Annotated in this window: 21 protein-coding genes and 1 riboswitch; of the genes, 14 read left to right on the top strand and 7 right to left on the bottom strand. The window is 42.2% G+C overall.

Going from position 1 to position 19,179, the window contains the following annotated elements; all coding sequences use genetic code 11:
• Window positions 1-159 precede the first annotated feature (159 nt).
• Complete coding sequence (locus M3234_RS09235) at window positions 160-537, top strand: hypothetical protein (protein WP_262304444.1); 378 nt, start codon at window positions 160-162, stop codon at window positions 535-537.
• Between the two features lie 99 nt (window positions 538-636).
• On the opposite strand, the gene M3234_RS09230 is transcribed toward M3234_RS09235, so the two are convergent.
• Window positions 637-1,731, bottom strand: a complete 1,095-nt coding sequence (locus tag M3234_RS09230) for a citrate synthase/methylcitrate synthase (protein WP_262304443.1) — start codon at window positions 1,729-1,731, stop codon at window positions 637-639.
• 108 nt (window positions 1,732-1,839) lie between these two features.
• Between M3234_RS09230 and M3234_RS09225 the strand changes: the two genes are divergently transcribed.
• The gene (locus M3234_RS09225) at window positions 1,840-2,718 is read left to right on the top strand and encodes a LysR family transcriptional regulator (protein ID WP_262304442.1); all 879 of its coding nucleotides are present in this window, start codon (window positions 1,840-1,842) and stop codon (window positions 2,716-2,718) included.
• A gap of 95 nt (window positions 2,719-2,813) precedes the next feature.
• Here the strand turns inward: M3234_RS09225 and M3234_RS09220 are convergent, their stop codons facing one another.
• Together M3234_RS09220 and M3234_RS09215 are read right to left on the bottom strand one after the other, a co-directional pair.
• Window positions 2,814-3,338, bottom strand: coding sequence for a DinB family protein (locus M3234_RS09220; RefSeq protein ID WP_262304441.1), 525 nt, complete (start codon window positions 3,336-3,338; stop codon window positions 2,814-2,816).
• Window positions 3,339-3,605: 267 nt separating this feature from the next.
• Window positions 3,606-4,136, bottom strand: coding sequence for a QueT transporter family protein (locus M3234_RS09215; protein ID WP_262304507.1), 531 nt, complete (start codon window positions 4,134-4,136; stop codon window positions 3,606-3,608).
• Window positions 4,137-4,172: 36 nt separating this feature from the next.
• A riboswitch (PreQ1 riboswitch) is annotated at window positions 4,173-4,217 on the bottom strand.
• A 122-nt stretch (window positions 4,218-4,339) separates the two neighbouring features.
• Here M3234_RS09215 and M3234_RS09210 point away from each other — a divergent pair.
• The gene (locus M3234_RS09210; RefSeq protein ID WP_262304440.1) at window positions 4,340-4,528 is read left to right on the top strand and encodes a DUF4177 domain-containing protein; all 189 of its coding nucleotides are present in this window, start codon (window positions 4,340-4,342) and stop codon (window positions 4,526-4,528) included.
• 39 nt (window positions 4,529-4,567) lie between these two features.
• Here M3234_RS09210 and M3234_RS09205 read toward each other — a convergent pair whose 3' ends face one another.
• Complete coding sequence (locus tag M3234_RS09205) at window positions 4,568-4,942, bottom strand: VOC family protein (protein WP_262304506.1); 375 nt, start codon at window positions 4,940-4,942, stop codon at window positions 4,568-4,570.
• Between the two features lie 102 nt (window positions 4,943-5,044).
• On the opposite strand from M3234_RS09205, the gene M3234_RS09200 reads away from it, so the two are divergent.
• The 3 genes from M3234_RS09200 (at window position 5,045) to M3234_RS09190 (ending at window position 6,687) form a co-directional block, all read left to right on the top strand.
• Entirely contained in the window at window positions 5,045-5,428 is a 384-nt protein-coding gene (locus tag M3234_RS09200; RefSeq protein WP_262304439.1) for a VOC family protein, read from the top strand.
• A 41-nt stretch (window positions 5,429-5,469) separates the two neighbouring features.
• Complete coding sequence (locus tag M3234_RS09195; protein WP_262304438.1) at window positions 5,470-6,162, top strand: copper homeostasis protein CutC; 693 nt, start codon at window positions 5,470-5,472, stop codon at window positions 6,160-6,162.
• 135 nt (window positions 6,163-6,297) lie between these two features.
• Window positions 6,298-6,687, top strand: coding sequence for a globin domain-containing protein (locus M3234_RS09190; RefSeq protein ID WP_396953939.1), 390 nt, complete (start codon window positions 6,298-6,300; stop codon window positions 6,685-6,687).
• A gap of 88 nt (window positions 6,688-6,775) precedes the next feature.
• On the opposite strand, the gene M3234_RS09185 is transcribed toward M3234_RS09190, so the two are convergent.
• Window positions 6,776-7,795 carry a LacI family DNA-binding transcriptional regulator gene (locus M3234_RS09185; RefSeq protein WP_262304436.1) on the bottom strand — a complete coding sequence of 340 codons (1,020 nt, stop codon included), beginning with the start codon at window positions 7,793-7,795 and terminating at the stop codon, window positions 6,776-6,778.
• Window positions 7,796-7,943: 148 nt separating this feature from the next.
• Between M3234_RS09185 and M3234_RS09180 the strand changes: the two genes are divergently transcribed.
• The 5 genes from M3234_RS09180 to M3234_RS09160 all read left to right on the top strand — a co-directional run bounded on the left by M3234_RS09180 (window position 7,944) and on the right by M3234_RS09160 (window position 15,270).
• Window positions 7,944-9,248 (top strand): ABC transporter substrate-binding protein, encoded by a 1,305-nt coding sequence (locus tag M3234_RS09180; RefSeq protein WP_262304435.1) that lies wholly within the window; start codon window positions 7,944-7,946, stop codon window positions 9,246-9,248.
• Window positions 9,249-9,345: 97 nt separating this feature from the next.
• Entirely contained in the window at window positions 9,346-10,227 is an 882-nt protein-coding gene (locus tag M3234_RS09175; protein ID WP_262304434.1) for a carbohydrate ABC transporter permease, read from the top strand.
• Entirely contained in the window at window positions 10,227-11,063 is an 837-nt protein-coding gene (locus tag M3234_RS09170) for a carbohydrate ABC transporter permease (protein ID WP_262304433.1), read from the top strand. The genes M3234_RS09175 and M3234_RS09170 overlap by 1 nt, the downstream gene beginning before the upstream one ends.
• A gap of 110 nt (window positions 11,064-11,173) precedes the next feature.
• Window positions 11,174-12,844 carry a glycoside hydrolase family 13 protein gene (locus tag M3234_RS09165; RefSeq protein WP_262304432.1) on the top strand — a complete coding sequence of 557 codons (1,671 nt, stop codon included), beginning with the start codon at window positions 11,174-11,176 and terminating at the stop codon, window positions 12,842-12,844.
• A gap of 323 nt (window positions 12,845-13,167) precedes the next feature.
• A complete protein-coding gene (locus tag M3234_RS09160) occupies window positions 13,168-15,270 on the top strand; it encodes a GGDEF and EAL domain-containing protein (protein ID WP_262304431.1) in 2,103 nt (700 codons plus the stop codon).
• A gap of 73 nt (window positions 15,271-15,343) precedes the next feature.
• On the opposite strand, the gene M3234_RS09155 is transcribed toward M3234_RS09160, so the two are convergent.
• Both M3234_RS09155 and liaG read right to left on the bottom strand, forming a co-directional pair.
• The gene (locus tag M3234_RS09155) at window positions 15,344-15,733 is read right to left on the bottom strand and encodes a YuzC family spore coat inner layer protein (RefSeq protein ID WP_262304430.1); all 390 of its coding nucleotides are present in this window, start codon (window positions 15,731-15,733) and stop codon (window positions 15,344-15,346) included.
• Between the two features lie 131 nt (window positions 15,734-15,864).
• Entirely contained in the window at window positions 15,865-16,728 is an 864-nt protein-coding gene (liaG, locus tag M3234_RS09150; protein ID WP_262304429.1) for a LiaG family protein, read from the bottom strand.
• A 214-nt stretch (window positions 16,729-16,942) separates the two neighbouring features.
• Between liaG and M3234_RS09145 the strand changes: the two genes are divergently transcribed.
• From M3234_RS09145 to M3234_RS09135, 3 genes are all read left to right on the top strand, one after another.
• Window positions 16,943-18,247, top strand: a complete 1,305-nt coding sequence (locus tag M3234_RS09145; RefSeq protein WP_262304428.1) for a purine/pyrimidine permease — start codon at window positions 16,943-16,945, stop codon at window positions 18,245-18,247.
• A gap of 135 nt (window positions 18,248-18,382) precedes the next feature.
• A complete protein-coding gene (locus M3234_RS09140; protein ID WP_262304427.1) occupies window positions 18,383-18,802 on the top strand; it encodes an SRPBCC family protein in 420 nt (139 codons plus the stop codon).
• The gene (locus tag M3234_RS09135; protein ID WP_262304426.1) at window positions 18,803-19,159 is read left to right on the top strand and encodes an ArsR/SmtB family transcription factor; all 357 of its coding nucleotides are present in this window, start codon (window positions 18,803-18,805) and stop codon (window positions 19,157-19,159) included.
• Window positions 19,160-19,179: the final 20 nt, after the last annotated feature.

Here is a 19,179-nt window from a genome sequence, read left to right as displayed (position 1 = left end):
AATTACATTATAAAACAAGGAACGGGTGTTCGTAAACATTTTTTTGAAGTTAATGAGATGATGATTGGGAAAAAGTTGTAAAAGTGGGTTGTTTAGTGTAAAATTACACCAATCGAGTGGGTCCGTTCGTGCAAACTTTTAACGGGAGGAAGGTCCGTCTTGAAAAAAGGCATAATCAGTATACTATTGTTTAGTTTACTAAGTTTTCCCTACGTATTTATCGCGATGTTTCTTGATGTTTCACAAGGCTCAATGCTAGGGTACGGTATTATGGCCGTAATGAGCCTGATATTGGGTTACACCGCAAGGTATTTCGGCTTGGTACCAGTACTGGTGATTGGCAACCTGGTCTCATTGGTCATTTCCTATTATCTCAATACAACAATGGCCGGACACGAAAAATGGGGCTGGTACTTCAAACCCCTCACATCCCAACAACTGCTAATCGTTGTAAGTATCCTAAACCTAATCCCCCAAATCCTTGGACTAACCATCCACCGAAACCAAAAAGATAAACCCAAAAAGGCAAGGATCTAATCCCTTGCCTTTTCCTCATTATGGGGTAATTTTTAGGTGTCCACCTGAGGAGTACAAATGTCCACGAGTGGTGCCTGACACCATTTAGGTTGACACCATTTATTTAAATGTACCGATGTATTTGGATTGCGGCCGGTAAATGGTGTTGTTTTCGGCTTGTTCGAGGATGTGTGCCGTCCAGCCGACGATCCTGCTTGCGGTGAAGGTTGGTGTGAATAGGTCTGCTTCCATGTGGATGGCTTTCATGATGGCGGCAGCGTAGAACTCTACATTTGTATAAAGGGACCGTCCGGGTTTTAGTTCTTCCAACACCTTAACAGCGGTTTTCTCTGTCTCCATTGCAAGGTCGAGCCATTCATCTTGACCAACTAGTTCCTGCAATTTGGCCTTTAAGGCAATGGCGCGGGGGTCATGAGTTTTGTAGACTCGATGGCCAAAGCCCATTAATCTTTCTCCCCTAAACAATTTATTCTTCATTACCATTTCGGCGTCGCCAACTGCCACAACCTCATCCAACAGTTCAATAACCCCTGAAGGAGCTCCGCCATGAAGCGGCCCTTTCATGGTTCCAATTGCCGAAGTGACAGCAGAAACCATATCGGATTCAGTCGATGCGGTCACCCGTGCGGAAAAGGTGGAGGCGTTCATTCCGTGTTCAAGAGTCAGGATCATATACGTTTCTAGAGCTTCCACATGTGCTGTTAAAGGGTTGGTGCCGTTAAGCATGTAAAGGTAATTGGCGACATGGTCCAACTCATCCGAAGGCCGGATAAACTCTTTTCCTTCCAACTGTCTTTTCCGATAGGCGATAATGGTCGGCGCAAGGGCGGTAATCCGAATCGCCTGTGAAACTGTCGGCTTCCAGCCATAGTCAGAGTCAAAGTTTCCGGCTTCTGCTGAAATGGCTGTTCTTATGACACTCATTAGGTCCATGGCATGCGGGAGTAGGTCGATTAATTTTTTCATATAATCCGGAAGCTGCCTGTGACTCTTTAACTCTGCTTTCAGGGAACTTAACTGTAGTTCATCCGGTAAATAGCCAAACCAGAGAAGATAGGTAACCTCTTCAAAAGAAAGGCTTTTGGTGAGACTTCCGACATCATATCCCCGATATATTAGCTGTCCATTTTCACCATCAATATGGCTGATTAACGTTTCAGCAGCAACAATTCCCTTTAACCCCTTTTGAATCATAAAAAATCTCCCCTTTCCTTATTTAGTAATAGTTTATAAAATAAATGTAATTAAGAAAATTAAATTATTTTAAATTGATTGATTACTATTTTTAATAAGGAGGAGAGTATGGAGTTCCAATGGCTTAACACGTTTATTACGGCTGCCAGTTGCGGGAATTTTCGCAGGACGGCGGAAATCCTTTATATTTCACAGCCATCTGTCACCGTCCATATTAAACAATTGGAACAAGAGCTTGGGATTCCGTTGTTTGACCGGGATGGGAAAAAAGTAAAACTGACCGAGGCGGGGAGGAGGTACCTGGTCCATGCAAAAAAACTGCTTGAGGTCTATCAGAGCGGGCTTGAGGACATTCAGTCATTTAGTCAGGGGTATACAACGCAATTTTCGATTGCCATTTCACCGTTGATTGCGGATACGATTCTGCCATATGTCCTAAGAAGCTATACGAACCAGCATCCAGAAGTGGAAATTTCGATAAAAATTATTGAATCCGTGGGAATTGAACAAGCAGTATTGGAAGAAGAGGTCGATATTGGGTTATCTTGCTTAAACAGCACTGATCCTGAATTGATTAGCAGACTATTATACAATGACCGGGTGATCCTGATTGCGCCGCACGACGGACGCGATTCTGAAACGGCTCCGCCGTTGGATGAAGAAGAGGTATTAACATCCAACTACCTGTTAACACATAATCATCCAGGTTACTGGGATGGCCTTTGCCACGCCATAAAAAGTAAATACCCTAGTGTGCGAATGATGAAAGTATCCCAAGTTCACATCACGAAAAGATTCATTGTCGAGGGTTTGGGAGTCTCGTTTCTACCGACATCAACTGTCAGAAGAGAGCTGCTGGAAGGAAGGCTATTGGAGGTAGATTGCCATACGATTCAATTGCCCGAAGCCAACACCTACGCCATCATGAAATACGACCACACCAAACAAAAAGAATTCCTCGAATTTATCTCAAACTATCGAATTTAATCAACGGTGGCATCAATGGTGTCAGGCACCACCCGTGGACAAATGTCCGTGTGGGGTGGACACTTTCGGCGGTCGGTGCCTGAACCAAAACAGTCTTATTTCAACTTTGTTAGGTATCTTTCGGTTACGATGTTGCGGTGGTGGATTTCGTGGCCAGCGATGATGTAGGCGATGGCGCGGGCGGTGACCTCAAGGTTGTTTGCGTTCCCGACGTTGGCCCATGCTGCCTCAGGCATATTTTCGATTAATGATATGGTTGCTTTTCTGACGGCGATGAAATCGGCAAGGATGTTTTTCAATGGCAAGTCACTCATTTGTGCTCCGGCGATATATTCATTTTCATCAAAGCCAGCTAACGGAGTCTTGTCGCCGCGGCCGACTCGAAGCAGGCGATAGCTCATAATTCTCTCGGTATCCGCCATGTGGCAAAGAACTTCTTTCATGCTCCATTTGCCAGGTTCATAACGAAAATGTTCGTCTGGCTCGGAAATCCCTTCGAACAACGAAATCACCTTTTCCAGGTTATCTTTTAGAATCGATAAAATATCCCCTTGGGGAACCAACCCGACATATGGAACATAATAATCTGGAAACTCATGGTTATTCGGACGCTGCAGCATGCTAAAAACTCCCTTCCATCCTTTTTTTACTATTAATACTATTTCAATTTTAGTATCTTTTTCCTCTAAATACCAATAAAGTGAAACTTCAATCAGTGGGGTTTTTTCCCCACTGATTGTTAGTTGAACCAATCGGACATTTAGGGGCAGTTAGTCCTACCTATACTTCTTGGTTTTTTGCATATTTAGGTGGGGCTTACTGCCCGTTAATGTGGGATAAAAAAGCTGCTGCCCGGTTCAAAGACCCAAGCAACAGCTTTTGAAAAACTATTTAAACATTCTATCGAAACGAACACGCTTGTTAATGAAGTACATCACTGGCATACCGACAGCCATTACGACGAACTCACCCGCAGCGGTTGTAAGCCATGTAAACATAAATGGCAGGTCAAAGGCCAAATGCAGTTCAAGCGCAATCAAGAACATCGTAAATGTAAATACCACAGTGTTCACAATCATCCGAGCCCAAAGACCCTTAATAAACTTGGCACTCATCATCGTTATCAATAAGGCAATTAACGACTGGCCGACACCAAAGATAAGGTCATAGGCCTTCATTGGCGAAAAGAATAAATTGGTTAAAAATACCCCTAAAATAATCCCGTAAAGGTACTTTTTGTTGAAAACGATCAAGTGGTTGAACATTTCCGAAACCCGGAACTGTACCTGTGTAAACCCGAACGGCTGGATTAACGCCGAAACGGCGATGTACAAGGCGGCCACGATTCCGTTGACAACAATTTCCTTCACTCTGCTGCCCGATTGCCCGGCGGCAGCAACACCTGTACCGGCACCCATTTGCGCCAGCGGCTTTGTTGTGTTTTCCATATTCACTTCTCCTTAGTTTTTTATAGTGGGAGGTTCTCGAACCACTCTATAATACTTACAAACTAATATATTAATATAAACGGCCAGCTTGGTCAATGACACTTTTTTGAAAAATATTGAAACTCGCGCGCCATACTAACGTATATAATAGAAAAATAATAGGGGGCGGGCAGATGTACGAATACAAATTTGAAAAAATAGAATTAAGCAAGTTAAGTGGGAAACCGAAAGAAAGCTATCATGAAGTCATTCAACAGAATGCGAGGAAAGGCTGGAGGCTGGTGCAAATTTTTGCGCCCGGGGTCGGAGCTTACGGTTCCGCCGCCTATTACGAAGCCATTTTTGAAAAAAGAATTGACTAAATACAAGAGGTGAGGCCGAAAAAACAGCCTCACCTTCTATTAATTATGTACCTCGCTCATTAATGCATGAACGTTGTTTTCGGTGTCTTTGAAAAACGTCATCCATGTTTCGGTTTGTCCCATTTTCGCAACAACGTGGGGTTCACCGACGAATTCAACGCCCTTTTCCATCATCTTTTCATAGCTTTCCTTAATATTTTCTACTTGAAAATAAACGACGGAGCTTGGATGGGCAAACTGCTCCTTTTCCGGAAGGCTCAGGAGAAGACGCAGACCGTTACAGTCGAAAAAAGCCATTGTATCCGTACTAAACAGCAGCGGCAGCTCGAGCTTCTCTTTGTAAAATTGAATGGATCTTTCTACATCTTTTACGGGTACCCCAATTTGTCCAACCTTTTGAATATTTGTCATAATCCTCCTCCTTTCCAAGTTAATCATAGAATACTGGGGGAATTGTTGCAATTTTTGAAAAATCATTCGTTCATGTTACAGTGAAGTAAAAGAAGGGGGTACGTCATGCTTCATCATCTTGAAATCAATGTTTCAAATCTAAATAAAACGATCGAATTCTGGGAATGGTTATTAACTGAATTGGGTTACCAGCAATACCAGCAGTGGGATTTCGGCATCAGTTGGAAGTACGGTGAAACCTATCTTGTTTTTGTACAAGCAGAGGAACGGTTCATGGACCCTCCATACCATCGCCGAAGGGTTGGGTTAAATCATCTTGCCTTTCATGTAGAATCGAGGGAACAGGTTGATGCAATGACTGAAAAATTAAAGGAGAAGGGTTTGCGTATTCTCTATTCAGACAAACACCCGTATGCAGGCGGCCAGCATCATTATGCCGTATTTTTTGAAGACCCCGACCGAATAAAGGTCGAGTTGGTGGCACCGTGAAAAATATAAGTATTTTAAAGTAAAAGGAAGGAGAAATCTGCATGAGTTTAGTTGAAATTATTGTTTTAAATGACGAGGATGCACGTGCGGCGGAAGCGCATGGGGCGGACAGGCTTGAATTGGTTTCGGCAATCGGCGAAGGAGGGTTGACTCCAAGCTACGGTATCATCAAAACCGTTGTAAAGAGTGTCAAGATTCCGGTAATGGTGATGATCAGGCCGCATAGTTATTCTTTTACATATCGGGGACAAGAGTGGGCTGCGATATGTGAGGATATCAAAATTGCCCAGGAACTTGGGGCTGCAGGAATCGTTTTCGGTGCAACCACGGAAACGGGAACGCTGGATAGTGACCTGCTTGGCATGGTGCTCGAGGAAAGCAAAGGACTGTCGGTTACGTTTCATCGCGCGATTGATGTTGGAAACACACAGGGGATTTACCGTTCTTTATGTGAGGGGCCTTTTCGGGTGGATCGGGTGTTAACATCAGGGGGAAGGCCGACCGCAATTGAGGGTGCTGATACGATAAAAAGCATGATGCAGATTGGAGCGGCAAGCGCTCATGCGCCAATTATTATGCCTGGTTCGGGATTGACAGGCGAAAATATTGGTGAGTTACATAAGGATCTGCAAGCCTTAGAATACCATTTCGGCTCGGCAGTCCGGTTCGAAGGAAGTTTCCTTAAGCCCATTAATGGAAAGGTAATTGAAAAAGTAAAGGATGTAGTAATTTAAAATCGATACCCAGAACGATGGGAATTTGTGTAATTCAGCAATGAGTGTGATTTATATCACAAAACACCATCCGACAAATCTTTATAATATTTTATTACAGGGGAAAATAAACAAGGGATGGTGAGCAATTTGGATATTTCATTTAAATCACTTTATACAGAAATCGGCGGGCAGGAAACGATTAATAAACTGGTCGACGCCTTTTACCCGCGCGTCTATGCGGATCCTGAATTGGCTCCATTATTTGAAGGGGACATGGAAGAAATTAAACGCAAGCAACGGATGTTCCTGCCGCAATTCTTGGGCGGCCCGGCACTGTACAGCCAGGAGTTCGGACCTCCGGCGATGCAGCAGCGTCATCTGCCATTTGAAGTGACGCCAAGAAGAGCCCAGTGCTGGCTTCGCTGCATGAAAGAAGCATTTCGAGAAATCGGTCTTGACCAGACTCCGGCGGGCCAAGTTTTCTACGATCGCCTGACCCAAGTAGCCGGAATAATGGTAAACAGTTCCGATAAAGAAGATTAATATAGGGACCCATCTCAAACGAGATGGGTCCTTTTCTTATCTAGAGCAAAAAAGGACCTCGTCTTAATAAGAAAGGTCCGGACTCTGATTATCTTTTTACAAGATTGAGAGATTGAGTGCTTTCACGTGGAACCAGATGATGAATCACATTGATATGGGGGGCAATGTGCTCCTCACCTTTGCAAAGTTTAATCAGATTTCTTGTTGCTGTCATTCCGATCTCAACTGCAGAATATTCAACCGTCGACAATGAAGGGCGTACCAACTTCGTTATTTCAAGACCGTCAAAACCAAATACCGAGATATCTTCCGGAACTCGATAGCCATTGTCGCTCAGATAGTTGATGGCCCCGATTGCCATCGAATCCGTCGAACAAAAAACGGCAGTCGGTAAAGTATTTTGCTCCAATAGGGATGCCATTGCTTTCCCTCCACCTTCTATTGAAAAATCACTATCTGCAACTAACCGTTCATCGAATGGTATACCGGCATCCGCCAATGCATTCTTGTACCCCGTAAATCGATCCTCCCTAATAGATTTCCCATTTGTTCCTCGAATCATGGCAATTTGCCTATGTCCATTTAAAATTAGATATGTTACTGCTTCATAAGAGGCAGTAAGGTTGTCAACATGTACAGATGGAATTGAAGGGATGGAAGAAATTTGCCCAGCAAGCACAACTGGGATAATATTTTTCCTGGTAATCTCTGTATATTGTTCATCCCATTGATTTCCCATAAAAATGATACCTTGAACAGATAAGACATTGCTGAATAAATCAATATAATGCATTTCATTTTCCCGGGTACTGTCGGTCAAACCAATTACAGTGTCATATCCATAAATTTTGCAAACACGGTTAATTCCTAAAATTAAATCATCAAGCACTGTATTGCTGTGCTGCGGGCAAATCACCCCGATTAAAAGCCGTTCTTGTTGCAAAACCAGGTTCTGGGCAACAAAGGGAAGATAATTTGTTTCCTTTAGAACATCCAATACCCGCTTGCGGATTTCCTCGTTAACAGGCTTGCTATTATTAAGTACCCTTGAGACGGTTGATGTGGATACACCCGCCATTTTGGCAATTTCCTTAAGCGTAATTTTCATAGAGACACTTCCTTATAAAAACTAGAGTAAAAGTAGTAAACTTTTAAAAAATAAATATATTGACCTAGGAAATATTCTGTCATATAATCTGCTTGTAAGCAAGAAATTTTCCTAATTGGAAACGCTTTTTTAAAAAGGAGATGAGTAAATGGGGATCAAAGGATTTATGAAGAAATCAGCAGCTATTGGCGTTGCGGCCGCTTTAACACTTTCATTGGCTGCATGTAGCGGAAAATCAAGTAATGAATCAACAGGTTCAAAAGATGGCAAGGTTAATATCATCGTAACAAATGCTAAAGGTGAGATTGACGCACAGTTCAAACAAGCAGCAAAGGATTTTATGAAAGCGAATCCAGAAGTTAAAATTGAAGTAAACTCGACTGCCGTTGGGGATACACTGAATGTTTTCGATAAACTGACGTCTTCTGGGAAAACGGTTACACTGGCCATGTTTGAACCGTATGCTGCCTTACATAAATACAAAGATGTCGGCATCGACCTTTCAGACAAGAAATGGAATGAAGAAACAGACGTAGCACTTAAAAACGCCGATGGCAAAGTGGTTGGCTTCCCATTTGCAGTAGAAGGCATGGGGTTAGTATACAATCAACAAGTAGTGGAAAAAGCAGTGGGTGGAAACTTTGACCCATTCTCCATTAATACAAGAGATAAATTTAAAGATCTATTAGATAAGATTAAAGCATCCGGCGTTGAGTACCCAGTCGCTTATCAGACAGAAGCATGGTCTGTGGGTAACCACTATAGTTCATTATTCTTAAATCAGTCTGAAAATCCTACTACTCTTGCTGATCAATTAGCTGCCGGCAAAGAAGATCTTGCCAAGAATGACGTATGGAATGGCTACTATGACACTATGGAACTATTAGCTTCCAAAGAATATAACAAATTTGGTGACCGCCCGATCGGCCAATACTATGATGCAGCACATGTAGCTGTTGGTAAAGGCGAATCTGCTATTCTATTCAACGGTAACTGGGCATTTGATTCACTGAAGGCCCTTGAAGGCTCCAAGTTCGGATTTATGCCAGTTCCTGTTGACAACAATGCTGACAATGAACTGAACAATAAAATCGCTGCTGGCCCTACTCAAGTATTTGTGATCAATAAAAAGGCATCAAAAGAGCAGCAGGAAGCAGCTGAGAAATTCCTTGAATGGCTAGTATATGATGAAGCAGGACAAGATTTCGTCGTAAATAAGGCTCAAATCATTTCTGCATTCAAGAACAATCCAAACAAAGTGACAAATCCGCTTGGTGTTGCAATTGGTAACGCAATTGAGAAAGGCAAGACAATGCCGTTCACTACTAACTATATCAATGCTTCCGAGTGGTCTACAACAGTCGGACCTGAGGTTCAAAAATTTATTGCAAAAGAATCTAAGAGAGCCGATTTGGCAAAATTCGTTGAGGAAAACTTTAAAAAGCAAAAGTAATTCCTAAACTGATTTTAACATGAGAAAACCACTAGAGTGGGCGGGGAGTGAGGATCTCGCCCACTTGTTTTTAATTTTAGGACAGGATGTGAAATAAATGAAGCGTGGAAGCAAATTGGCCGACTGGGGCAATTCTCTGTTATTCCTGGGACCGACAACGTTATTTTTTGCGATGACAGTCATCATTCCTTTCCTGTATGGAATTTACCTGACGCTTTTCAAAATGGATAACCCAACTGACCCAATGGTGTTTTCCGGAATATATAATTATCTTAATGCGATGGATGATAAGGATTTCTGGGAATCACTTTGGCTGACGCTTAAGTTCGTATTTGCCACTGTCTTTTTTGTGAATATGGTAGGTTTTGGGTTGGCTTACCTGGTTACTTCGGGTATGAAAATTCAAAACTCACTAAGGACCGCCTATTTTACTCCAAACTTAATCGGTGGATTGCTGCTAGGTTATATCTGGCAATTTATATTTGTCCAATCCTTACCGGCAATCGGGGGAAAAATGGGGATTAGATGGCTGGAGCTTGGTTGGCTGGGTGATCCGGATATGGCTTTCTGGGCGCTTGTCATCGTTACGATTTGGCAAACCTCCGGCTATATGATGATTATTTTCATTGCCGGATTAATCAGTATTCCGAAGGACCTAATTGAAGCATCCACCATTGATGGCGCAGGTCCTTTAAGAAGATTATTTAATGTAACGCTTCCGTTAATGGTGCCATCCTTTGTTGTCACCGTCTTCTTATCACTGAAAAATGCATTTATGGTTTATGACTTGAACTTTGCCCTGACAAAAGGCGGCCCGTTCGACAGCACCAAGATGGTTTCGATGCATGTTGTAAATAAAGCCTTTGTTGAATCGAATTATGGCACTGGTCAAGCTGAGGCCATCATTTTATTCGTTATTGTTGCTGTTGTTACCGGTTTTCAGGTTTATTCCAGCAAGAAAATGGAGGTTGAGGCATAATGGCAAAACGGAAAATAATGACTTCCATCTTCACTTACGTCATTGCGATCATAGCCTTAATTTGCTTTATATTTCCCTTCTATTTGCTGATCATTAACTCGTTTAAAAGTAATGGGGAAATCTTGGTCTCTCCGTTTTCTTTACCTACAAGTTGGGATTTCTCGCAATTTGCTGATGTCATAGAGAAGATGAATTTTGCCGTTACATTTAAAAACACATTCCTAATTACAACAATCAGTACGATTTTAATTGTATTTTTTTCCGCAATGTCGGCTTATCACCTTGTAAGAAAACCATCCAAATATAATAAAATATTTTTCACCATATTAGTTGCCTCCATGGTCATTCCGTTCCAATCGTTAATGATTCCGCTTATGCATATTTATGGGGCAAAGCTTCAGGTGATTGATGTCATACCGATTCCGTTGTTAATTGCCTTTTATATTGGTTTTGGCAGTGCGCTTTCGATTTTTATGTTTCATGGGTTTATTAAATCCATCCCGCTTGAGATTGAAGAAGCGGCCAGGATTGATGGATGCAGCACATTACAAACGTTTTTCCTGATTGTTCTTCCAATGCTCAAGCCAATAACCGTTACGATTGCGATTCTCAATGTCTTATGGATCTGGAATGATTACTTGCTTCCTTCCTTAGTACTTAATAATGAAAATGTATATACAATGCCTGTTCAAATGAAGGTTTTTAACGGAACCTATATGAATAACTGGGAATTGTTAATTCCAGCCATTTTAATGACAATCGTTCCAATCTTAATTATGTACATGATTGGTCAGAAGCAAATTATTAAGGGTGTCATGCAAGGTTCAATCAAATAATAGGATTGTAGGATAAAGAAGAAGCCGGTAATGCAGATGTTCAGTTAAAACCGTATGCTGGATTTTTAATAGGTTGTGTAAAGTGCAAAAAAGTTAATGAGAGGTGCGGTATGACAAAAAAATGGTGGAAAGAAGCAGTCGCCTATCAAGTGTATCCCCGCAGTTTTATGGATAGCAATGGGGATGGTATCGGGGATTTAAAAGGAGTAACGAGCAAATTAGATTATCTAAAAGAATTGGGGATCGACGTCATCTGGTTATCTCCAATGTATAAATCACCTAACGATGATAATGGCTACGACATTTCCGACTATCAAGATATTATGGATGAATTCGGGACGATGGCAGATTTTGATGAACTGCTTCAGGAAGTTCATAAGCGTGGGATGAAAATAATCCTCGACCTTGTCATCAATCATACGAGTGATGAACATCAGTGGTTTATTGAGTCGCGTTCTTCCAAAGACAACCCAAAGCGCGATTGGTATATTTGGCGGGATGGGAAAAATGGCAAAGAACCGAACAACTGGGAATCGATTTTTAACGGTCCTGCTTGGAAATATGATGAAGAGACAGATCAATATTTCATGCATATTTTTTCCGCGAAACAGCCCGATTTGAATTGGGAAAATCCTGAGGTAAGGAATGCCTTATATGATATGGTCAATTGGTGGCTTGATAAGGGGATTGACGGGTTCCGTGTTGATGCCATTTCTCATATTAAAAAGGAACCAGGCTTCCCGGATATGCCGAACCCGGAGGGCTTTGATTATGTTCCTTGCTTTCCTTACATGATGAATGTGGACGGCATTGATGATTACCTAACCGAGCTTTCAAAAAAGACTTTCAAGAAGCGAGATGTGATGACAGTCGGTGAAGCGAACGGAGTCGGCATTAATGACGTTGATAAATGGGTCAACGAAGAAAACGGCTATTTTAATATGATTTTTCAATTTGAATTCCTTAAACTTTGGGAGAAAGATGGCGATGGCTCAGTCGACATCCGCAAGCTCAAAAAGAACCTGACGAAATGGCAGCTTGGGCTTGAAGGGAGAGGCTGGAATGCACTCTATATTGAGAATCATGACCAGACCCGCCGGGTGTCGAGTTGGGGGGATGATCAGCTATTTTGGAAGGAAAGCGCCAAAATGCTGGGAGCTCTTTATTTCCTAATGAAAGGAACGCCCTTTATCTATCAGGGCCAGGAAATCGGGATGACCAACGTTCAGTTCCCTTCCATTGAGGATTACAATGATGTCGGCATGGTCAATTACTATAAGATTGAAACGGCGAAAGGGCGTCCACACACTGAAGTGATAAAGGTCATCTGGGAATCAGGACGTGACAATTCCCGTACCCCGATGCAATGGGATGCTGGAAATATGGCCGGATTTACAACGGCCGATCGCACTTGGATGAAAGTGAATCCTAATTATCGGAAAATTAATGTGGCAGCACAATTAAACGATTCGGATTCGATCTTATCTTTTTATAAAAAATTGATTCGCCTGCGCAAAGAAAACCCGCTATTTGTGTATGGTACATACGAATTGCTATTGCCTAATCATCCAAGGCTTTTCGTGTATACCCGGACAATGGGCGGTAAAAAGGCGATTGTCATCAATAACTTCAGCAAAAAGCCAGCAAGATTCAAGGTGCCATCTTGTGTGTCCTTTTCTGCTTCTGAACTCATTCTTAACAACTATGATGTTAAGGATCGTAAATTAAGAAAAGAATTCACGCTGAAGCCTTTTGAAACAAGAGTATATCTTCTGAAATAAGAAAAGACGATTCGGGAATCCCGAATCGTCTTTTTGGTGAATCGGATAAACGATACAATATTTATCATATTCAATTGGAATGAGAGCGCTTTCTTAAAGTATTTTTCAGCTAATTGTCGAATTCATCGGTTTCTGATATCTTTAAATAAAAAATTAAATCTACCAATCCATAAGGAGAACGGAGAAATAGGATGAGAAGGACTTTTACAAACTACCGGGAACTGGCAATCCTCATATTTTGTCTGCTCTTTTTTTCAGAAATATTGGGTATAGTAGGAACCCGTCTCTTTCCCACTTTACCATATATAAATTTGATTAGCTTAATGATCCTTTTTATAACGATTCCGATTTTGGTTTACGTCTTAAAAGACTTAAATAAAAAAGAAGAGGCGCATAAACATGATAAGCAAAGATTAAGAAATATTTATGACACCCTCGATGTTGCCATTTGGTCACATGATCTGAAGACAAATGCGCTATTCATTACACAGGGAATTGAAAAATTATACGGGTACTCGTCGGAGGATTTTTATCACGACAAAACACTGTGGAAAAAAGTTATTTACCCTGATGACATGCAAGTGATTGCTGAAAGAGAAGAACGCCTAGCCGAGGGCGAAGCTGTCACCAGTGAGTACCGGATTATACGGCCTGGCGGCGAGGTGCGCTGGATTCTGGACCGCGGTTTTCCGACAATGGATGACAATGGCAAAATGGTGTTTTTTAATAGTGTTTTGTTTGATAATACGGATCGAAAAGAGAGTGAAGGCAGATATCGAAGTTTAGTAGAAATGTCACCAGATATTATTGCAGTCGTCAGCCTGCAGAAGGTAGAGTATATTAACGAAGCGGGCTGGAAGCTGATGGGGGCCACCTCCCATAAGGAAATAATCGGACAATCTCCGTTAAGGTTTGTACCATTACGAATCGTCCAGAAAATTCGCACCAAGGTGGGAACCTTAAATAATCCCAGACAAGAAAGAGTCAGCATTGAATTTCAAGTGAAACGGCTCGATGGTAAAACGATTGATGTGGAGATGGCCTCGACACCCATCCTTTATGAAGGCAGATTTGCGGTGCAAATTGTCGGAAGGGACATCACCGATCGAAAAGAAGCGGAAAAAACAATTAAAACGATGGCCTACTACGATACCCTTACAGGTTTGCCCAATCGCAACAGCTTTAAAAAGCATTTAAATGATGTCTTGACCTTTCAAAAAGATAAAATGCTTGCCGTTCTATTTTTGGACCTGGATAGATTTAAAATTATTAATGATACGAAAGGACATACCGTAGGAGATCTTATTCTTCAAAAGGTAGCCCATCGTCTGGAACTGACTATTCGAAATGACGGGTTCGTCTCTCGGCAGGGCGGCGATGAATTTATTATTTTACTAGGTGACACAAGCAAGGAAAAAGTAAGGGATAAGTGTCGCCAGATTTTAAATCAGTTTGCGAAGCCTTTTGAAGTGGAGGGCCAGGAATTTTTTGTGACAACCAGCATTGGCATCAGTCTCTATCCGGATGATGGGATAGATGAAGAATCATTAATTAAATTTGCGGATACGGCCATGTACCAGGCAAAAGAGCGGGGGAAAAATAATTATCAATTTTATTCCTCCAATTTAAATGGGGTGTCGGTCCGTAAAATGGAGCTAGAAACCTGCTTAAGGAAAGCTTTGGAGAAGAACCAATTTTTGCTTCATTATCAGCCCCAGGTGTCCCTAAAAACAGGGGAAATCGTCGGCATTGAGGCGCTGATTCGCTGGCAGCAACCGGAAAGCGGCTTTATTTCACCGGCAGAATTCATTCCGCTTGCCGAGGAAACAGGTTTGATTGTTCCGATTGGAAAATGGGTTTTGCGTGAGGCATGCAAACAAAGGAAAGCATGGAGCGATGCTGGGATTCCTGACTTTCCAATCGCGGTCAATGTCTCAGTCCGTCAATTTGAAGATGAAGATTTTATTCACTATATCTCTAGTGTTTTAAATGAATTTACACTTGATGCCAGTATGCTGGAATTGGAGATTACAGAAAGTATTATGCAAAACCTGGAGAGATCCTTCGTTATCCTTAATGAATTGAAGGAACTTGGCATCCTACTGTCAATTGATGATTTCGGTACAGGGTATTCCTCGTTAAGTTACCTGAACTACTTGCCGATTAATAGAATAAAAATTGATAAATCGTTTGTGAATGAAATATCCAATCGCTCCAGCCAAGGGGCCTTGGTCAAAACCATCATTGATATGGGCTTGAATCTGAACTTTGGTGTGGTGGCTGAAGGAATTGAGACAGAGCAACAACTTGAGTTTTTAAAGAAAAACGCATGTGATACAGGACAAGGCTATTTCTTTAGCAGGCCGCTGCCTGCCGATGAAGTGGGGGCGATGCTGGAAAAACAAAAAACTGGTATGCCGAGCTAATCGGAATACCAGTTTTTTTCTTGATCCTTCGCGGAGTCCCCTGTGGAACACATCGTTGATTTTGCCATTTGTTTCATTGACCCCATTTCATGTTGATGGTTAAGGTACAGCAGTTGTTTGGATGTGCTTGGGTTGTTTGTGTGCCAAGAATAAAGTTTACCCCTGTGGGCGTAAATTGGGTTATGACCGGAATTTTTAGGCCGGTAGTTTTTATCAGGCGGTCGACTTCCGCATTATTTCCTTGCTGGGCAGCGGTCATGATTCTTCTTGCGAATGAAATATCTCCCAGTCGATCTAACAATAAACTCCCTTGCGCCATTAACAGACGAAATGATTTCACGGAGCTTTCAAATATTTTAATATCGACTGGCGGATAAGCCCGCGGCGGGACATATGGGCCTATGGTATAAACGGGGTAAAACTGGCTGGGAGGAAGTACCGGGTAATGAGGGGTATAATACATAAGAACGCTCCTTCCATAAATAAAAAAACACACCGCAATATACGGTATGTATTTCCGGGATAGTTGGTTCCGAAAGTGAAACAGGGACAGTTCACGTGCATGTTTTTACGCACAGAACGGCCCCTGTATAACTAATTAATATTTATAATCCCGCTTGAGACATCCAGGTTGATAGTATGCTTTCCTGACCCATGTTTTCCACTGATCATCTCTCTATTCTGCACTTTATCCTTTAACGGCAGGTCGCAGGAGATCTTACCGCTGCTCACTTCACCATTTAAGGTGAAATCGGCATCGTCTGGCAAATCCAAATCAACAAGCCCAGAGCTAATATCCATTTTAATGCTGTCGGTCAACTGCTCAACTTGAACCGCTAGCCTTCCGGAACTGACATCGGCTGCAATTCCGCCTGAATAGTGGTCGATATCAAGATTCCCCGAGCTGACATCAAAGATACCTTTTTCTGTTTTAATAGAATTCATATTGACATTACCAGATGAAACGTCCTGATAAAGCTCTTTCACCTCAAGATTGCGAAGATTCATATTACCTGAACCTATATCTAAGGTTAATTTTTCTAATTTCATTGGTTTATTTTTGGAGGCACCGGAAAAATTCAAATTCCCTGAGCCAAGGTCAATCCACATATCCTGATCATAATCTTCCGGAATGTATATTTTTAGATTGCTTTTTTGGCTGCCCCAGTTAAACCAATTAAACCATTTGCTTTTTAAGCGAACCTCTACTTCGTCACCATTTTCTTTAACTGTCAGCTTTTGCTTTCCTTCATATTCCGCCCGTAAATTCTTCCGGTCTTCTGGAATGATCGTAGTGCTGACACTACCCACATCCACCTTGATTACTTCCGTATTATTGGTAATGGCCGCTTCATCATTTTTATTGCCGTTTCCACCTAATACATCCAGCACATTGGATTGATTAAAGACAATATATAGGCCAGTAATGACTAATAAAAGAATTAAAATTCGCTTCATTTTTCCCCATCCCCTTTTCTTCCTTACATCTTCTATATTTAGAATAAGAAATCCTTTGTTTTTTCGCGATGTACCAGGGGATTAATTTTGACTAAGGCTTGAGATGTATTTATGCTTTTCCGTGCGTGAAATAGTTTAACTATAATTGCATGGAAAGTTGTGATATCTTTTTTAGTGTAGTAATTAGGTTGTTTTGGAAAGAAGGAATTCCACAATGAACGAAATGGAACAAAGAGGCAGTGCCGCTTTATCGGGGATACAGGGAATCCAATGGGCGATTTTTATGTTAACCAATGTGATTGCTGTCCCGGTGGTGGTGGGCGCCGCCTTTCAAATGTCCCCGGCGGAAATTGCAGGCTTCATGGAAAGAATGCTGTTGATTTCCGGTGCGGCTACATTAATTCAAATCTTCTTCGGCCATCGCCTTCAAGTGGTCGAGGGTGCCGCCGGGATGTGGTGGGCGATTTTTATCCTGCTTGGGACCATGAGCGCCCCCGGTGAACACGGACAACTGCTGCAACAATTAGAAATGGGACTTATCATTTCCGGAATCTTTCTGGCTATCCTCGGCTTTTTGCCGATTATTGAAAAAGTCCGCAATCTGTTTACTCCAATCGTGACAGGTGTTTATTTAATTTTACTTGTCAGTCAGCTGAGCGGTTCATTTTTCAAAAGCATTCTCGGTGTGACTGCGACTGGCCAGTTGAATGGAAAAATTGCGTTCATTTGTTTCGTTGAAATCTTGATCATCCTAGTGATTTCTTTAAAGACCAATGGCCTATTAAAAAGCATGGGGCCCTTTTTTGGCATTATTGTTGGCTGGTTGTTGTTTTATTGGCTGGGACTCATTCATCCCGGAAAAACTTACGAGCCGTCAAGCTGGTTTTCGGTACCAAAGCCGCTTAGCTGGGGTATACCGGAGTTTGATGCGGGAATCATCCTGACCTCGATCATCACCTCCATTGTGCTGATTTCAAATGTTATAGCCAGTATCTTGGTGGTCGGAATTGCGCTGGAAAAAGAAATTAAGCCGGTTCAATACCAAAAGGGGATTTTCGGCAATGGAGTCAACTTGGTTTTATCCGGGTTGTTTTCGGTTGTTGGGGTTGTTCCCTTGTCCGTATCGGCAGGATTTATTACGACAACCGGGATTAAAGCGAAACGCCCAGTGATCATTGGAGCCCTGATGATGATTGTCATTGCCTTTTTTCCATATATTTCCGGATTTTTGGCTGTCATGCCATTAGAAGTTGCCTATGCGTCCTTGTTTATTCCTTTTTCACAAATGCTTGGCTTCGGTATACGCGATTTAATGGGACAGGAGCCTTCCCAACGCAATTTATTGGTCATCGGCCTTTCATTGATGGTTGGCATTGGCCTGATGTTCCTGCCTCCGGAAAGCTTTGAATCGGTGGTGCCATGGCTGCGCAATATCGTGGCTAATGGCTTAATCGTTGGCTTAGTGCTGTGTCTTCTGCTTGAACATGTCATTTTTCGCAGAAAAATCTCTTTACCATGATGTGGAGAGATTTTTTTGCATAGAAAGTGTGGATTAGAGGAAACTAATATATTGACATGAAACCAAATGGTTTTATATAATTCAGAATGTGAAACCAAAAGGTTTTGTATTTTTAATAGGAAAGTAGGAGAACAAATGGTAAATACACTGGAAGATATCAAAAAATCTGTTGTCATCGAGGCACCCATTCAAAAAGTATGGGACCAGGTTTCCACCGCTGAAGGGATTGCCGCATGGTTCATGCCAAATGATTTCAAACCGGAAGTCGGCCATGAATTCCATTTGCAGTCACCATTTGGTCCATCCCCATGCAAGGTAACGGAATTGGACCCGCCCAATAAACTTTCGTTTAATTGGGATACCGAAGGCTGGTTTGCTTCGTTTATTTTGAAAGACTTGGGCGGCAAGACCGAATTCACGTTGATCCACGGAGGCTGGAAAGCAGCTGATGAAATCATCGGCAAAGCCGGGCAGAAGTCCTCTGTCATTCGGGAAACAATGTCAGGCGGCTGGGAAGGCATCGTGCAAAAATTAAAACGGATCGTGGAGGGCTAAGTGTCCGCATCAGCTCAAAAACATGATGTTTTTCAAGCGATTGCTGACCCGACACGGCGAGAGGTATTAAAGCTTCTTGCCGAAAAAGAACTGCCGATTTCCGAAATCACTTCACATTTTTCGATTAGCCGCACGGCCATCGCTAAGCATCTGCAAGTTCTCTCTGAAGCGGAATTGGTCCGCGGCCGCAAACAGGGCAGGGAAAAAATCTATCAGCTTCAGCTGGAACCGTTAAAGGAATTGAAACAATTCTACGACCAGTTCTGGACCAACAGGCTGTCCGTGTTGAAACATATCATGGAAAATCCGGGGGAATCCAGCTTGAGAGTAATCGAATCCGAGAAAAGTCAAGATTAACGAGGGCCACATGGTGGTCC

Source organism: Neobacillus niacini, assembly GCF_023715785.1.
GTDB lineage: Bacteria > Bacillota > Bacilli > Bacillales > Cytobacillaceae > Neobacillus > Neobacillus niacini_E.
The sequence above is the reverse complement of the archived record's forward strand: the minus strand, read 5'-3'. Positions and strand labels throughout refer to the sequence as shown.

Coding starts and splice junctions, on each gene's coding strand:
- M3234_RS09230 (WP_262304443.1), bottom strand. CDS start 1,731: ATGATTCAAAAGGGGTTAAAGGGAATTGTTGCTGCTGAAACGTTAATC.
- M3234_RS09225 (WP_262304442.1), top strand. CDS start 1,840: ATGGAGTTCCAATGGCTTAACACGTTTATTACGGCTGCCAGTTGCGGG.
- M3234_RS09220 (WP_262304441.1), bottom strand. CDS start 3,338: ATGCTGCAGCGTCCGAATAACCATGAGTTTCCAGATTATTATGTTCCA.
- M3234_RS09215 (WP_262304507.1), bottom strand. CDS start 4,136: ATGGGTGCCGGTACAGGTGTTGCTGCCGCCGGGCAATCGGGCAGCAGA.
- M3234_RS09210 (WP_262304440.1), top strand. CDS start 4,340: ATGTACGAATACAAATTTGAAAAAATAGAATTAAGCAAGTTAAGTGGG.
- M3234_RS09200 (WP_262304439.1), top strand. CDS start 5,045: ATGCTTCATCATCTTGAAATCAATGTTTCAAATCTAAATAAAACGATC.
- M3234_RS09195 (WP_262304438.1), top strand. CDS start 5,470: ATGAGTTTAGTTGAAATTATTGTTTTAAATGACGAGGATGCACGTGCG.
- M3234_RS09185 (WP_262304436.1), bottom strand. CDS start 7,795: ATGAAAATTACGCTTAAGGAAATTGCCAAAATGGCGGGTGTATCCACA.
- M3234_RS09180 (WP_262304435.1), top strand. CDS start 7,944: ATGGGGATCAAAGGATTTATGAAGAAATCAGCAGCTATTGGCGTTGCG.
- M3234_RS09175 (WP_262304434.1), top strand. CDS start 9,346: ATGAAGCGTGGAAGCAAATTGGCCGACTGGGGCAATTCTCTGTTATTC.
- M3234_RS09170 (WP_262304433.1), top strand. CDS start 10,227: ATGGCAAAACGGAAAATAATGACTTCCATCTTCACTTACGTCATTGCG.
- M3234_RS09165 (WP_262304432.1), top strand. CDS start 11,174: ATGACAAAAAAATGGTGGAAAGAAGCAGTCGCCTATCAAGTGTATCCC.
- M3234_RS09160 (WP_262304431.1), top strand. CDS start 13,168: ATGATCCTTTTTATAACGATTCCGATTTTGGTTTACGTCTTAAAAGAC.
- M3234_RS09155 (WP_262304430.1), bottom strand. CDS start 15,733: ATGTATTATACCCCTCATTACCCGGTACTTCCTCCCAGCCAGTTTTAC.
- liaG (WP_262304429.1), bottom strand. CDS start 16,728: ATGAAGCGAATTTTAATTCTTTTATTAGTCATTACTGGCCTATATATT.
- M3234_RS09145 (WP_262304428.1), top strand. CDS start 16,943: ATGAACGAAATGGAACAAAGAGGCAGTGCCGCTTTATCGGGGATACAG.
- M3234_RS09140 (WP_262304427.1), top strand. CDS start 18,383: ATGGTAAATACACTGGAAGATATCAAAAAATCTGTTGTCATCGAGGCA.